12 protein-coding genes are annotated in these 13,173 nt (G+C 66.8%); 3 read left to right on the top strand and 9 right to left on the bottom strand.

The genetic code is table 11. The features are described from left to right. Positions 1 to 307 precede the first annotated feature (307 nt). From ASE63_RS20020 to ASE63_RS20010, 3 genes are all read right to left on the bottom strand, one after another. Positions 308 to 1,000, bottom strand: coding sequence for a class I SAM-dependent methyltransferase (locus tag ASE63_RS20020; RefSeq protein WP_056805481.1), 693 nt, complete (start codon positions 998 to 1,000; stop codon positions 308 to 310). A 90-nt stretch (positions 1,001 to 1,090) separates the two neighbouring features. Then, complete coding sequence (locus ASE63_RS20015; protein WP_056805478.1) at positions 1,091 to 1,315, bottom strand: hypothetical protein; 225 nt, start codon at positions 1,313 to 1,315, stop codon at positions 1,091 to 1,093. A 92-nt stretch (positions 1,316 to 1,407) separates the two neighbouring features. Continuing rightward, a complete protein-coding gene (locus ASE63_RS20010; protein WP_056805475.1) occupies positions 1,408 to 1,686 on the bottom strand; it encodes a PilZ domain-containing protein in 279 nt (92 codons plus the stop codon). Between the two features lie 117 nt (positions 1,687 to 1,803). Here ASE63_RS20010 and ASE63_RS20005 point away from each other — a divergent pair, with 117 nt between their 5' ends. Beyond that, entirely contained in the window at positions 1,804 to 3,057 is a 1,254-nt protein-coding gene (locus tag ASE63_RS20005) for a cyclopropane-fatty-acyl-phospholipid synthase family protein (RefSeq protein ID WP_056805472.1), read from the top strand. A gap of 15 nt (positions 3,058 to 3,072) precedes the next feature. On the opposite strand, the gene ASE63_RS20000 is transcribed toward ASE63_RS20005, so the two are convergent. Both ASE63_RS20000 and ASE63_RS19995 read right to left on the bottom strand, forming a co-directional pair. Continuing rightward, positions 3,073 to 3,627, bottom strand: a complete 555-nt coding sequence (locus tag ASE63_RS20000) for a DUF1697 domain-containing protein (protein ID WP_056805469.1) — start codon at positions 3,625 to 3,627, stop codon at positions 3,073 to 3,075. Between the two features lie 42 nt (positions 3,628 to 3,669). Beyond that, positions 3,670 to 4,569 (bottom strand): EamA family transporter, encoded by a 900-nt coding sequence (locus tag ASE63_RS19995; RefSeq protein WP_056805467.1) that lies wholly within the window; start codon positions 4,567 to 4,569, stop codon positions 3,670 to 3,672. An 89-nt stretch (positions 4,570 to 4,658) separates the two neighbouring features. On the opposite strand from ASE63_RS19995, the gene ASE63_RS19990 reads away from it, so the two are divergent. Beyond that, on the top strand, positions 4,659 to 5,588 hold the full coding sequence (locus tag ASE63_RS19990; RefSeq protein ID WP_056805463.1) for a LysR substrate-binding domain-containing protein: 930 nt from the start codon (positions 4,659 to 4,661) through the stop codon (positions 5,586 to 5,588). Positions 5,589 to 5,633: 45 nt separating this feature from the next. Here the strand turns inward: ASE63_RS19990 and ASE63_RS19985 are convergent, their stop codons facing one another. From ASE63_RS19985 to ASE63_RS19970, 4 genes are all read right to left on the bottom strand, one after another. Continuing rightward, a complete protein-coding gene (locus ASE63_RS19985; protein WP_056805459.1) occupies positions 5,634 to 6,791 on the bottom strand; it encodes a cytochrome P450 in 1,158 nt (385 codons plus the stop codon). Positions 6,792 to 7,095: 304 nt separating this feature from the next. Next, positions 7,096 to 9,114 (bottom strand): RNA polymerase sigma factor RpoD, encoded by a 2,019-nt coding sequence (gene rpoD, locus ASE63_RS19980; RefSeq protein ID WP_056805454.1) that lies wholly within the window; start codon positions 9,112 to 9,114, stop codon positions 7,096 to 7,098. Between the two features lie 201 nt (positions 9,115 to 9,315). Continuing rightward, a complete protein-coding gene (gene dnaG, locus ASE63_RS19975; protein WP_056805449.1) occupies positions 9,316 to 11,220 on the bottom strand; it encodes a DNA primase in 1,905 nt (634 codons plus the stop codon). 122 nt (positions 11,221 to 11,342) lie between these two features. Further along, entirely contained in the window at positions 11,343 to 11,804 is a 462-nt protein-coding gene (locus ASE63_RS19970; protein ID WP_056805446.1) for a GatB/YqeY domain-containing protein, read from the bottom strand. A gap of 153 nt (positions 11,805 to 11,957) precedes the next feature. Here ASE63_RS19970 and carA point away from each other — a divergent pair, with 153 nt between their 5' ends. Beyond that, positions 11,958 to 13,160, top strand: a complete 1,203-nt coding sequence (gene carA, locus ASE63_RS19965; RefSeq protein WP_056805441.1) for a glutamine-hydrolyzing carbamoyl-phosphate synthase small subunit — start codon at positions 11,958 to 11,960, stop codon at positions 13,158 to 13,160. Positions 13,161 to 13,173 lie beyond the last annotated feature (13 nt).

Here is a 13,173-nt window from a genome sequence, read left to right as displayed (position 1 = left end):
GAAAAAACCTCCTAAAGCTCTCAAGCCAATCTACCGACGTAGGGTTTAGATTTTGATTTCGATCAATCGATGTCGAGAAATTGGCTGCAGTATTATGTAAGCAATTTCGTCGATTGATATTTGACGTAACGCAGCAGCCGGCTGCCAGAAAACTATATAGGGTACCCCGACTGCAATGGGAAATGATTTCGGACTCTGGAGGAGGTCGATTGCGTACTGGTGCTCCGATAGCGGTTTGTCGCGGGTCAATCAGTGGCGCTGTCGGTTATAAGATCCACGAACTGACGCTCAGCCGGCGGACCGTCGCTCAAGCCGGCTTGCGCCCCACAAAGGTCATCCGGTGCGGGTTGTGGCCGAAGTTCTTATCCCTTCCGATATCGGCGAATCCCGCCCCGGCGATGATCCCCCTGATCTCGTCCTCGCGATAGGTCGAGAGACCGTATTGCGCCCGGAGCTTGCGGTAGTCCGAGAAGGCCGTGCGCACGAGCCCCGCCAAGGCGGCGCCGAGAAAGCCGCCGCGCCAGGCGAAGGCCAGCAATTGCGACGCGTCGGTCAGCGGGCTGACATCGGGCGGAATCACGTCGGCGATCACGAGCCGGCCGCCGGGCTTGAGCTTCTCGCGCCAGGTCGCCAGCAGAGCGACCAGTTCGCTGCGCGTCAGGTACTGGATCAGCGAATTGGCGACGACGAGATCGAAGGTTGCGTCGGGCAGCGCCTCGACCTCCTCCGGCGAGACGACGCTGACATTGGCCTTGGCGCCCAGCATCGCGCGTAGCTTCTCGCGAACGCTCGGCGCCGCCTCGCAGAGATAAAGACGCCCGCAGGCCAAGGCGATGCGCGCGGCGTCCAGCGCCTCGCCGCAGCCATGGTCGAGCACGACGGCGTCGGGCGCCGGGATGTGGCCGATCAGGTCCGTCGCGATCTGGCGATAATGCAGGGCCTTGTGGCGCGGCGACACATAGATCGCGTGTTCGCTGTTCCAGAAATCGCGCCAGGACATGGTCTCGCCGCTCCGCAGGATCGCGCCGGACCGCCAGCGCCGCGCCGAGCACTACGCTGACGACAAGCGGCTTAGCAAGCCGGGCGGGCCTCAGAGGCGGGCGACGACCCTGTCGTCATGGCTGTGAATGAAGGTGAGGGCGGCGCCGCGGAACATCGTCCAGGCCGGCTGCGTACCGTCGGCGACCTCGAACTTTATGATGTCTGTCGAGGCTTCCCCATTGAGGAGGCGATCGTCGATGAGCGGACTGTCCGGATCGATCCTGGCCGACCGGCACAGGGCACGGGCGATCCGGGTAATTCTCTCGTCTTGCATCGCAGGCTCCGCAATCATCGAGCGCTGAAACGCGGGGCGACTCCCACGGTTCCCTCCGGTGACTAAAATTATTCGCAAGCCGCGAGCCGGTCTCATTCCCCGGCCTCCGGCTCCGGCGTGAAGCGAATGCCGATCTCGCCCTTGCGGATCCAGACGAGCGTCGCTGGCGTGGAGAAGTCCAGGTCCTCATCGTGGAGATGCAGGTCGAGCGGCAGGGGCCGGTCGCTCTGGGGCTTCAGCCGGGCACCTGTCGGGGACAGGTCGATGATCCGGCACTCGACGAGGATGCGCATCGAGCGATCCAGGAGCTTCGCCCGACGCAGGCGCGACCGCCACCGCTTCGAGGCCCGTTTCTCCATGCCGTCGCCCATCTCGCCGTGGTCTTCCTGGCAGCGACGATAGGCGGCGAGGATGGAGCGGGGCTGGTGATGGTTCCCTTCGCCGAGTTCGATGCTCTAAGGTCAGGGTAAATTCCCGGGGGGGCGACGATGTTTCTGCTGCCACGCTTGCTGAAGAACTTCGTCAGGCAGGGGCGCCTGACGGTGATCACACCGGACGGGAAGAGCCATGTCTTTGGCCCCGGGCCCGGCGAAATCCTGTTCGCCGGCGTGACCAAGACCGCTCCCGCGGTGACGGTGCGCTTCCATGACGACCGGATCGAGCGCGAGATCTTCCTCAATCCGGAGCTGGCTCTGGCCGAAGGCTATATGGACGGGCGGATCGACTTCGAGGAGGGCACGATCCACGACCTGCTGACGCTGTTCTGGCTGCAGCGCAAGGAGCTGCGCAAGCATCCGCTGCAGAAGGCGATCCGCAATGTCCGCTTCCGGATCAGGCGGTGGCGGATGCACAACCCGCTCGGCGTTGCCGGCAAGAAGGTGAAGCATCACTACGACATCCCGACCGATTTCTATCGGCTCTGGCTGGACGAGACGATGACTTATTCCTGCGCGTACTGGCATTCTCCGGACGTCGGATTGGAGAACGCGCAGCAGGCGAAGCTCCGGCACATCGCGGCCAAGCTGAAGATCGAGCCGGGCATGAGCGTGCTCGACATCGGCTCGGGCTGGGGCCAGCTCGCGATCTACCTCGCAAAAGCCTGCGGCGCGAAGGTGACCGGCCTCAACGTCTCGCCGGACCAGATGGCGGCGGCGCAGAAGCGGGCCGATGCGGCGGGCGTCGGCGACAGCGTCAGCTTCATCAACAAGGACTATCGCGAGCTGACCGGCCGCTTCGACCGAGTCGTCTCGGTCGGCATGATGGAGCATGTCGGCGTCGCGCATTACCTCGAATATTTCGAGAGAATCCGCGACCTGCTGACCCCGGACGGCATCGCGCTGGTGCACTGCATCGGCCGCGTCGGCCCGCCCGGCTTCACCGGCCCGTTCTTCGACAAGTACATTTTCCCCGGCGGCTATGCGCCTGCCATGTCGGAGGTCTTCGCCGCGGTCGAGCAGACCGGGCTCTGGTCCTCCGACTGCGAGTTCTGGCGCCGGCATTATCACTGGACGCTGGAAGCCTGGCGCGAGCGCTTCATGGCGCATCGGCCGGAGGTCGTCGCGATGCTGGGCGAGCGCTTCGCGCGGATGTGGGAGTTCTATCTCTGCGCCTGCTCGATCTCCTTCGACATCGGCGGCGACATGGTGTTCCAGCTCCTGCTCGGCCGGCACAAGAGCGCGGTTCCGGTGATCCGCGACTACATTGCCGATGACGAGAAGGCACTGGAGGCGCGCGTGTTCTGAGCGCCACGCCGCCGCTCAGCTACGCTCTGCGATCTCATCGGCCAGCGAGGCGAGCTTCGTCATGGTGTTCCAGTTGCGCGCCGTGCTCGCCACGCCGAGCTTTCGCTCGATCAGAGCACTGGTCAGCTTCGAGCGACCGATGCCCTCGGCGTAGTAGACGTAGAGGTCGGCGCCCTGCAGCGCGATCGTCTCCGGGCCATCATAGGTCGAAGTCAGCCTTTCCAGCGCTCCAGGCTCCGGGGTTGCTGTCAGCGGGATGTACTGGAGCCATTTCGGATCCTGGCCATCCATGAGGGGCAGGGGATTGGCCGCGATCACCGCCGCGAGTTCGCTGCGGCTACGGGCGATGACGGCGGGGGCGTAGGCGACCTCCGCCGCGATGGCGGCCTGTAGCCTCGATGCGGCCGCTGCCGTCTCGCCGTCATGCCCGGCGACCAGGTTGCCGCTCTGGATCAGCGTCGCGGCATGGCGACAGCCCTGTGCCTCGGCGATCCGGCGCAAGGTTTCCATTTTCAGGGACGAGGCGCCGCCGACATTGACGGCGCGCAGAAGGAAGATCGTCACGGGCATGGCGGCGACTATCGCAGCGTGACGCCTTGCTTGGAAGCGGCCTCACCGCTTCAGGTTGACGACGACCACGCCGCCCAGCGCCATGGCGCCACCGATGATGCCGAACAGGGTCGGGATTTCGCCGAGCCAGAGGAAGCCCATCAGCGTCGCCATCGGCGGCACGCAGTATTGGAAATTCGCGGCCCGGCCGGCCGGCAGGCGCGACAGCGTGATCGCCCACGTGCCGTAGGCGATCAGGCTCGGCACCACGGCGAGATAGACCACCGACCAGAAAGAAACGCTCGAAGCGGTCTGCGCCTGCGCGATCGCGGCTGGCAGGAAGGGCAGCAGCACGAAGCCGCCGATGGCCTGGTTCCAGGCCGCGACTGAGAGCGGCTTGTAGCGAGCGAAGAGGGGCTTCTGCACCACCGTCGTGATGGCGTTGCAGAAGGCCGCGCCAAGGATCAGCAGCACCGAAAGGCCGATCTCGACATCGAGGCCCTTGCCCAGGGCTATCAGGCCGATGCCGGCGAAGGAGAGCGCCGTGCCGAGCCAGGCGGTGAGGCTGAAGCGCTCGCCCAGCAGCATCATCGCGAGCACGGCGGTCATGATCGGATTGGTGTTGATGATGAAGCTCGCGGGTCCGGCAGGAACGATGCGCTGGCCGAAATTCAAGAGCACGGCATAGGCCGCGATGAAGATGACTCCGCCGACGAGGAAACGCCAGATGTCGGCGCGCTCCGGCAGTTTTGCGCGTGTCGCGACGAGAAAGAGCGCCGCCGCGCCGCCTGCCAGCGCAAAGCGCAGCGAGGCCATCTCGGCCGGGCCGAAGCCGGTGAGGCCGGCCCGGATCGCCGGGAAGGAGGAAGCCCAGGCGGTCACCGTGAAGGCGATCGTGAAGAGCAGCGTGCCGTCGAGGCGCGCAGCCGAGGCGGGCGCGGCGCAAGTGGAAGCGGTCGACATGGCTGGTTTCCCCGAAGGCTGCGGTATGCCCCGATAGACACCCGGCCGAGATGATTGACAAACGACCGATTCGAGCATGAGCTGTGAGCATGGATCACAGCTTGACCTTGCCGCCCCTCGAATCCCTGCGGGCCTTCGAGGCCGCCGCCCGCACCGGCAGCTTCTCGGCGGCGGCGGTATCGCTGAATCTGACCCATGGTGCGGTCAGCCGGCAGGTGGCGCGGCTGGAGCACTGGCTGGGGCTACGCGTCTTCCAGCGCCAGGCGCGCGGCGTCGCCCTGACCTCGGAGGGGCAGCAGTTGCTTCAGCGCACCCAGGAGGCGTTCGCGCTGATCGCGGACACTTCGGATCGCTGGCGCGAGCAACGCGGCGCGGCCGTGGTGCGGCTGACTGCGCCGCCCTCGGTCTGTTCGCTCTGGCTGATGCCGCGGCTGGCGACGCTGGAGGGGCCGGAGCCCGGCCTGCGCATCGTGCTGCAGGCGGAGCATCGCAAGGTCGATTTCGAGGAGGAGGGCGTCGATCTCGGCATTCGCTGCGGCCGCGGCGGCGCGCCGGGGCGGACTTCGCTGAAGCTCTTCGAGGAATGGTGTTTTCCGGTCGCCTCGCCGGCCCTGGCCGCGCAGGTTGGCGAGGGGGCGCCGGAGCGATTGCTCGGTCAGCCGCTGATCCATGATTCCGATGCGGCGGGCTGGAAGGCCTGGTTCGCCGCCCAGGGGCTGGATTATCGACCGCGCCCGCAGGACCGCCGCTTCGACGACTACAACATCGTCCTCGACGCGGCCGCCCATGGGCTGGGCATCGCGCTGGCGCGGCCGCCTCTTGCGCGCGAGCAGGTCGATGCCGGGAGACTGGTCGCGGTCGATCCCCGGACCGCGCTCAATCCGGTGGCTTACTGGCTCGACCGGCCGCTCGGCGCGCTGCGCCCCGCTGCGGCGGAACTCGCACGCCGGATCGCGGACGAGGCCGGCGTGGCAGGGAATGAGATCGAGGCTTTCGTCGCTCCCAGGGCTTCCCAATAGTCCGCTCCCGCCGGCCGATGGACGGCCGGCGGGAGCGTGCGGGGCTCAGGCGAAGCGGATCGGAGCTTCGCGCGGCAACCTGGCGAAGCGCTGCAGGAAGACGGTCTCGCCGATCCTGATGGCGCGCTGGCCTTCCTTGGGCAGGAGCGCGGCGGCTAGTTCCTCGGCAAGCATTGCCGCAAGCTGGCGGCCGAGGCAGGAATGCGAGCCCGTCCCGAAGGCGAGATGCCTTGCCTGCGGCCGTAGCGGCTCGAATGTGAAGGGGCGCTCGAACCGGCGGGGATCGACATTGCCGGAGGGCCACCACAGCATCACCGTGGTGCCGCGGCGGATGATGTCGTCCTGCCATGCGATGTCGGCCTGCGCCATGCGGGCCGTCAGCAGCACCGGCGAGGTCAGCCGGAACGCCTCCTGGACGGCCAGCGGCCAGCCATAGCGATCCGCCGCGACGGCTTCCGCGACGCCTGACTGGCGCAGCAGGCAGTCGAGCGCGCAAGCCAGGCCTGCCGTCATCGTCTCGATGCTGTCCAGCACCAGCGCAGCGACGAGATCGGCCGGCCGGGCCGGTGTATCCGGAGGCAGCCGCTCGGCGATGTCTCGCATCAGCGGGGAGGCGCCGGCGGCCTCGAGCGCCCTCAGCATCTCCAGCACGGCTTCAGCCTGCTGCCCCGCGGCTTCGGTGCCGTCCGGCGCTGAGTCGGGCGAGAGTTGGCGGCCGATCTCCTCGACTGCGGCGACGAGGGCGCCGGCCTGCAATGGCTCCAGGTCGACGAGCGCGCAGAAGGCGAGGCCTGCGAGAGGTGCCGCGACATCATGCACGAGATCGGCCTGGCCGCGCCGGGCGGCCTCGCGGCAATGCTCGACGGCGGCTCGTCTCAGGAGTGGCAGCAGCGTTTCGATGCGCCTGGCACCGAAACCGGCCGCCACGGCCCTGCGCAGGGGCTGATGCTCCGGTGCGGTGAGGGCGAACAGGCCCCAGCGCAGCAAGGCGTCCAGGCCGGGGCTGCCCATGCCCCCGGCGGGAAACGGGTGACCATCGAGCGCGGGGTTGCGGCCGAGCTGGTCCAGCGCATCGAAGCCGAGCACGCTGACCGCACCGTCACCCGAGGCGAAAACGCCCCCTTGCGCGGTTTCGGAAGAGGAAAAGAAGGAATGCGGATCCTGCCAAAAGGCGGGAGCCGACGGAACATCGAAGGTTCGCATCGATCTGAGCTTTCATCATCGGATATGAGGAACCACCCCGCTTCCGTCGGGGAAGCAGGGCGAGATCATTCAGGTCTCGATGAGGATCAGCGCAGGCGGATCGATGCGGTCATCTTGGGCTCCTGGGAAGCTGAATAGCCGAAATCGATGCCGTCTGTGAAGCCGGTGAGCGGAGGGCGCGATCGCTTCCCTGTCGGTGCGACCGAGAACGGCGCGCGGGTCCGGCGCAAAAGAAAGCCGCCGCCCGCTGTCGAGCGGGCGGCGGCTTTCGTTTCGGGACGGCCGGTGCCGACCAGGCAGGCGCCTAGTTGTCGAGGAAGCTCCGGAGCTTCCGCGAGCGGCTCGGGTGCTTCAGCTTGCGCAGCGCCTTCGCCTCGATCTGGCGGATGCGCTCGCGCGTCACCGAGAACTGCTGGCCGACCTCTTCGAGGGTGTGGTCGGTGTTCATGCCGATGCCGAAGCGCATGCGCAGCACGCGTTCCTCGCGCGGGGTGAGCGAGGCCAGCACGCGCGTCGTCGTCTCGCGCAGGTTGCTCTGGATCGCCGCGTCGATCGGCAGGATCGCGTTCTTGTCCTCGATGAAGTCGCCGAGATGCGAATCCTCCTCGTCGCCGATCGGCGTCTCCAGAGAGATCGGCTCCTTGGCGATCTTCAGGACCTTGCGGACCTTCTCCAGAGGCATGGCCAGCTTCTCGGCCAGCTCCTCCGGGGTCGGCTCGCGGCCGATCTCGTGCAGCATCTGGCGCGAGGTGCGGACGATCTTGTTGATCGTCTCGATCATGTGCACGGGGATGCGGATCGTACGGGCCTGGTCGGCGATCGAGCGGGTGATCGCCTGACGGATCCACCATGTCGCGTAAGTGGAGAACTTGTAGCCGCGGCGGTACTCGAACTTGTCGACAGCCTTCATCAGGCCGATATTGCCTTCCTGGATCAGGTCGAGGAACTGCAGGCCGCGGTTGGTGTACTTCTTGGCGATCGAGATCACGAGGCGCAGATTGGCCTCGATCATCTCCTTCTTCGCCTGCCGGGCCTCGCGCTCGCCCTTCTGGACCATCAGCACGATCTTGCGGAACTCCTGGATCTCCAGGCCGGTTTCCGAGGCCAGCGTATGGACCTCGTCGCGCAGCTGCTTGATCCGCTCCAGTTCCGCTGCGACGAACTCCTTCCAGCCGCGCGAGCCGAGCTTGGAGACGCGCAGGACCCATTTCGGGTCGAGCTCGCCGCCGACATGCTGCTTGAGGAAGTCCTCACGGCCGACGCCATAGCTCTCGGCCAGGCGCAGCAGGCGCGTCTCGTGCCCGATCAGGCGCTTGTTGATGTCGTAGAGCTGCTCGACCAGCGCCTCGATGCGGTTGTTGTTCAGCGAGAGCGACTTCACCGCGGTGATGATGTCGTCCTTGAGCTTCTTGTATTTGCGGTCCTGCGACGGCGAGAGCTTGGTGTTCTCCAGCCGGTTGGCGATGTCCTGGTCCTGCAGGCGGCGCAGCTTCTTGTAGTCGTCGGCGATCGCGTTGAAGGTCTCGAGAACGCGCGGCTTCAGCTCGGCTTCCATGGCCGAGAGCGACACGTTGTTCTCCATGTCGTCATCGTCCATCTCCGGCGGGGTCTCGCCCTCCGGAGTTTCGGCCTGCTCGGCCTCCTCGGCGCCTTCCTCACCTGGAATCGCGGTCGGATTCTTGCCGTCTGGGCCGGCATAGGTCGCTTCGAGATCGATGATGTCGCGCAGCAGCACCTTGCCTTCGACGAGTTCGTCGCGCCAGATGATGATCGCCTGGAAGGTCAGCGGGCTCTCGCAGAGGCCCGCGATCATCGCCTCGCGGCCGGCCTCAATGCGCTTGGCGATCGCGATCTCGCCCTCACGGGAGAGAAGCTCGACCGAGCCCATCTCGCGCAGATACATGCGGACGGGATCGTCGGTGCGCTCGGTCGGCTCGAGATTGCGCTTGGTCTCCACGGGCAGCGCCGAACGCGAGGCCTCGACCAGGTCGCCGCCCTCGGCCTCTTCCTCGTCGCCGCCATTGGCGCCGGTGCGCGCCGCGGCCCGCTCCTCGCCCGAGGCTTCCGGATCTTCGTTGTCGACGACGTTGATGCCCTGCTCGCTGAGCTGGCCGAGCACGTCCTCGATCTGCTCGGAGGTGAATTCCTCCGAGGGCAGGACCTCGTTCAGTTCGTCATAGGTGACATAGCCGCGCTTCTTCGCGAGCTTGATCATCCGCCTTACGGCCTGATCGGTGAGATCGAGCAACGGTCCATCGGAGGTCGGGGGGGCTTCCGGCGCGACCTGATCGGTCTTTTCCCGTTCGCTCGTTTTCGTCGCCATCAATCAGCGCTCCGCACTCTCGCGTCGCCACGGCTCGGAAAAAGCCATATGCGGACGCATGAAAGGGCGGCGCGACCGCAGACCCGGCGCGCTCACCCCACCCAAATCACTTCGGCGAGATGGCACCGCTCATCGTTGATGAACCGTAAACCACCAGACCGTGCACGCACGCAAGACGCGGAGCACCGTGCGCCGCTGCCTTCAATCACCGGACATCGCCTCGGTCCCCTCGATCGTCTCGAGGCGGGCCTTGACGTCCTTGATCCAGGCGAAATTGGCTTCGGTCGCTTCGTCAGCCAATGCGCGCTCGGCTGCCTTCAACTCGCTATGTAGCGTCCGCGCGCGATGATGCAAGACGATAGCCTGTCTAATCGAGTCGAAAACCGATTCAGGATCAGCCGCTTGCGCGAGTTTGCGCCGCTCGGCCGGGCCTGTGACGGCCATCAGCAGGCTTTGCGCCTCGCGCACCCGCGGCTGCTCCAGCCGGTTCGCCAGCGCCGCCTCGTCTAAAACGCCTTCCATCGCCGCGTCGAGCAGCGCCTGCCGGAAGCGTTCGGCGGCGGAGCCGTCGAGCGACAGTTCCGCGATCTCGTCGACGCAGCGCAGGATCAGTCCGGGATGGCTGGCCAGCGCCAGCAGGATGAAGGCCTCGCGCGTGTCCTCGCCCCGCCCCTGCGCCATGATCTTGCTGCGCGTGAGCTGGCTCGACGCTTTAAGCGGTCCCGTCGCCCAGGGCGTGGGGTTCTGCCGGAAGCCGCCGCGGCCGGCTCCGCCCGCCTGCCCGCGGCCGCGCTGATAGCCGCCATCCCGCCCGCGCTCGGGACGCGCCGGGGCCGTGCTGGCGAAAAGCTGCCCAAGCCGCTCGTCCATCTCGCGGCGGTAATGCCTGCGGGTGGTCTCGTCGCGGATCTGCCCGAGCGGTTCCTTCAGCCGGCGCTCGAAGGCGGCCCGGCGCTCGGGCGTATCGAGCGGGCCGGCCTCGACCTCGCGCGTCCACAGCATATCGACCAGCGGCCGCGCCGCCTGCAGCACCTCCGCGATCGCGGCCTTGCCGCCCGAGCGCGCCAGATCGTCCGGGTCCTGCCCGTCGGGCAACAGGGCGAATGACAGCGACTTGCCGGGCTCGAGCAGGGGCAGGGCGATGTCGATGGCGCGGCTCGCAGCCTTGCGCCCGGCCTTGTCGCCGTCGAGGCAGATCACCGGCTCGTCCGCCATCCGCCAGAGCAGCGTCAGCTGGTCCTCCGTCAGCGCGGTGCCGAGCGGGGCTACGGTCTGCGGGAAGCCCGAGAGCGACATCGCGATGACGTCGACATAACCCTCGACGACGATGGCCTGGCCGGTGTCGTGCGCGGCCTTGCGGGCATTGTGGTGGTTGAACAGCAGCGAGCCCTTGTGGAAGAGTGGTGTCTCCGGCGAGTTCAGATATTTGGCCGCGACCTCGGAGCTCATCGCCCGGCCGCCAAAGGCGATGGGGCGTCCGCGGGAATCGTGGATCGGGAACATGATGCGGTCGCGAAAGCGGTCGTAGGGCACGGCGATCTCCTCGCCATGGACGAGCAGTCCCGCCTCCATCATCAGCTCGGCACCGACGCCCTTGGCTGCGAGATGGTCGCGCAACGCAAAGCGGTCGGCCGGGCCATAACCCAGCCGGAAGCGCGTGCGCGCCTCGCCGTCGAGCCCGCGCGAGGCGAGATAGCGCCGGGCAGCCCCGCCGCGCTCGCCCGTCAACTCGGCCTCGAAGAAGCGGGCGGCGATCTCGACGACCTCGTGCAGGCCCTTGCGGCGCTCCTCCTGGACCTGCGCTTCCTGCGACATGCGCGGCAGCGTCACGCCGGCCTCGGAGGCGAGCTTCTCGACCGCTTCCGGGAAGGAGAGCCCCTCGGTCTCCATCACGAATTTGAAGATGTCGCCGTTCTTGCCGGAGGAGAAATCGAAGAAGGAACCCTTCTGGTCGTTGACGAAGAAGGACGGCGTCTTTTCCGCGTTGAAGGGCGAGAGCCCCTTCCATTCGCGACCGGCCTTGGCGAGGCGCACACGCTTGCCCACGACCGCCGAAACCGGCAGCCGCGCCTTGATCTCCTCGAGAATGGAGGGCGGGAACTTCATCGGCTTCTATGTGGGCGCAGACGCGCTCAAAGCCAATCGCGGATATCGTTCCAGCCAACCTTATCGGGACAATCCACAGCCGGCCGATCGAGCGATGTCGCGACATCGCTCGATCGGCCGGATCACCCCGCCAGCGCAGCCTTCACCATGCCGCTCGCCTTGCCGAAATCCATCTGGCCGGCATAGTTGGCGCGCAGGATCGCGATGACCTTGCCCATGTCCTTGACCGAGGCGGCGCCGCTTTCGGTGACGGCGGCAGCGATCGCAGCCTGCACCTCATCATCCGACATCTGCTTGGGCATGTAGCCCGAGATCACCTCGACCTCGGCCTTCTCGCCGGCGGCGAGCTCGGGGCGGCCATTGGCCTCGTAGATCGCGATCGATTCCTGGCGCTGCTTGATCATCTTCTGCAGCAGGGCCAGCAGCTCGTCCGGCGTCGTCTCGCCCTTGCCGAGGCCGCGGGCCTCGATGTCCTTGTCCTTCAGCGCCGAGGTGATCAGGCGGATGGTCGAGACCTTGCCCTTCTCGCCGGCCTTCATCGCCTCCTTGAGATCGGCCGTGAAGCGCTCGCGCAGGCTGGTCATGTGGGTATTCCCTTTTTGTGGCGCGGGTTTGCGCCCGCATCGATTGACGGCATGGGAGCGCGTCTTTAAGGCTCGCGCTCCAGACGACGCGCAGCGAAACCCGCTGCCGCCCATGCATTGCCGCGCTGCCGCGGCCTGGACCGAGACATAGACATGACCGCACCCGAAGGAAACCCCGCCGCCGACGGCTGGAGCGAACCGCGCGCGACCGCGCTCCTCGTGCTGGCGGACGGCACGGTGCTGGAAGGCTTCGGCCTCGGCGCCACCGGCGAGGCCCCAGGCGAAGTCTGCTTCAACACGGCGATGACCGGCTATCAGGAAATCCTGACCGACCCGTCCTATGCCGGGCAGATTATCACCTTCACCTTCCCGCATGTCGGCAATGTCGGCGTGAACGAGGAGGATACCGAGACCGTCAACGCCGCCGCCTCCTCGGGCGTGCGTGGCGTCGTGCTGCATGCCGCCGTCACCGAGCCTTCCAACTGGCGGGCTGGCCGGCATTTCGACGCCTGGCTCAAGGCGCGCAACATCGTCGGCATCTGCGGCGTCGATACTCGCGCGCTGACCGCGCTGATCCGCGACAACGGCATGCCGAACGCGATCCTGGCCCATGCGCCGGACGGAAATTTCGACATTCCGCGCCTGAAGAAGCTCGCAGCCGAGCTGCCCGACATGGCCGGGCTCGACCTCGTACCGCTGGTCACCTCGGCCCAGCGCTATGACTGGGACGAGACGCCCTGGCAGTGGCCGGCCGGCTACGGCAAGCGCGACGGCGCCGCCCACAAGGTCGTCGCCATCGACTACGGCGTGAAGCGCAACATCCTGCGCCTGCTGGCCAAGGCCGGCTGCGACGTCACCGTCGTGCCCTCGACCGCCAGCGCCGAGGACATCCTGTCGCTGAAGCCGGACGGCGTCTTCCTGTCGAACGGCCCGGGCGACCCGGCGGCGACTGGGGAATACGCCGTGCCTGTGATCAAGGAGCTGCTCGAGAAGAAGGTCCCGACCTTCGGCATCTGCCTTGGCCACCAGATGATGGCGCTCGCCATCGGCGGCAAGACGATGAAGATGAAGCAGGGCCATCACGGCGCAAACCATCCGGTGCAGGACAAGACCACCGGCAAGGTCGAGATCGTCTCGATGAACCACGGTTTCGCGGTCGATCCGGCCTCGCTGCCGGCCCATGCGGTCGAGACCCATGTCTCGCTCTTCGACGGCTCGAACAGCGGGATCGCGTTGACCGACCGCCCGGCCTTCAGCGTCCAGCACCACCCGGAAGCCTCGCCCGGCCCGCAGGACAGCCACTACCTGTTCAAGCGCTTCGTCGAGCTGATGGACAAGGAGAAGGCCGGGGCCTGATCCGGTCGTTCGC

Source organism: Allobosea sp. Root381 (assembly GCF_001429395.1).
GTDB lineage: Bacteria > Pseudomonadota > Alphaproteobacteria > Rhizobiales > Beijerinckiaceae > Allobosea.
The sequence above is the reverse complement of the archived record's forward strand: the minus strand, read 5'-3'. Positions and strand labels throughout refer to the sequence as shown.

What these genes read in the sequence shown, in the direction of transcription:
- ASE63_RS20020 (WP_056805481.1), bottom strand. Translation starts at nt 1,000, where the DNA reads ATGTCCTGGCGCGATTTCTGGAACAGCGAACACGCGATCTATGTGTCG.
- ASE63_RS20015 (WP_056805478.1), bottom strand. Translation starts at nt 1,315, where the DNA reads ATGCAAGACGAGAGAATTACCCGGATCGCCCGTGCCCTGTGCCGGTCG.
- ASE63_RS20010 (WP_056805475.1), bottom strand. Translation starts at nt 1,686, where the DNA reads ATGGGCGACGGCATGGAGAAACGGGCCTCGAAGCGGTGGCGGTCGCGC.
- ASE63_RS20005 (WP_056805472.1), top strand. Translation starts at nt 1,804, where the DNA reads ATGTTTCTGCTGCCACGCTTGCTGAAGAACTTCGTCAGGCAGGGGCGC.
- ASE63_RS20000 (WP_056805469.1), bottom strand. Translation starts at nt 3,627, where the DNA reads ATGCCCGTGACGATCTTCCTTCTGCGCGCCGTCAATGTCGGCGGCGCC.
- ASE63_RS19995 (WP_056805467.1), bottom strand. Translation starts at nt 4,569, where the DNA reads ATGTCGACCGCTTCCACTTGCGCCGCGCCCGCCTCGGCTGCGCGCCTC.
- ASE63_RS19990 (WP_056805463.1), top strand. Translation starts at nt 4,659, where the DNA reads ATGGATCACAGCTTGACCTTGCCGCCCCTCGAATCCCTGCGGGCCTTC.
- ASE63_RS19985 (WP_056805459.1), bottom strand. Translation starts at nt 6,791, where the DNA reads ATGCGAACCTTCGATGTTCCGTCGGCTCCCGCCTTTTGGCAGGATCCG.
- rpoD (WP_056805454.1), bottom strand. Translation starts at nt 9,114, where the DNA reads ATGGCGACGAAAACGAGCGAACGGGAAAAGACCGATCAGGTCGCGCCG.
- dnaG (WP_056805449.1), bottom strand. Translation starts at nt 11,220, where the DNA reads ATGAAGTTCCCGCCCTCCATTCTCGAGGAGATCAAGGCGCGGCTGCCG.
- ASE63_RS19970 (WP_056805446.1), bottom strand. Translation starts at nt 11,804, where the DNA reads ATGACCAGCCTGCGCGAGCGCTTCACGGCCGATCTCAAGGAGGCGATG.
- carA (WP_056805441.1), top strand. Translation starts at nt 11,958, where the DNA reads ATGACCGCACCCGAAGGAAACCCCGCCGCCGACGGCTGGAGCGAACCG.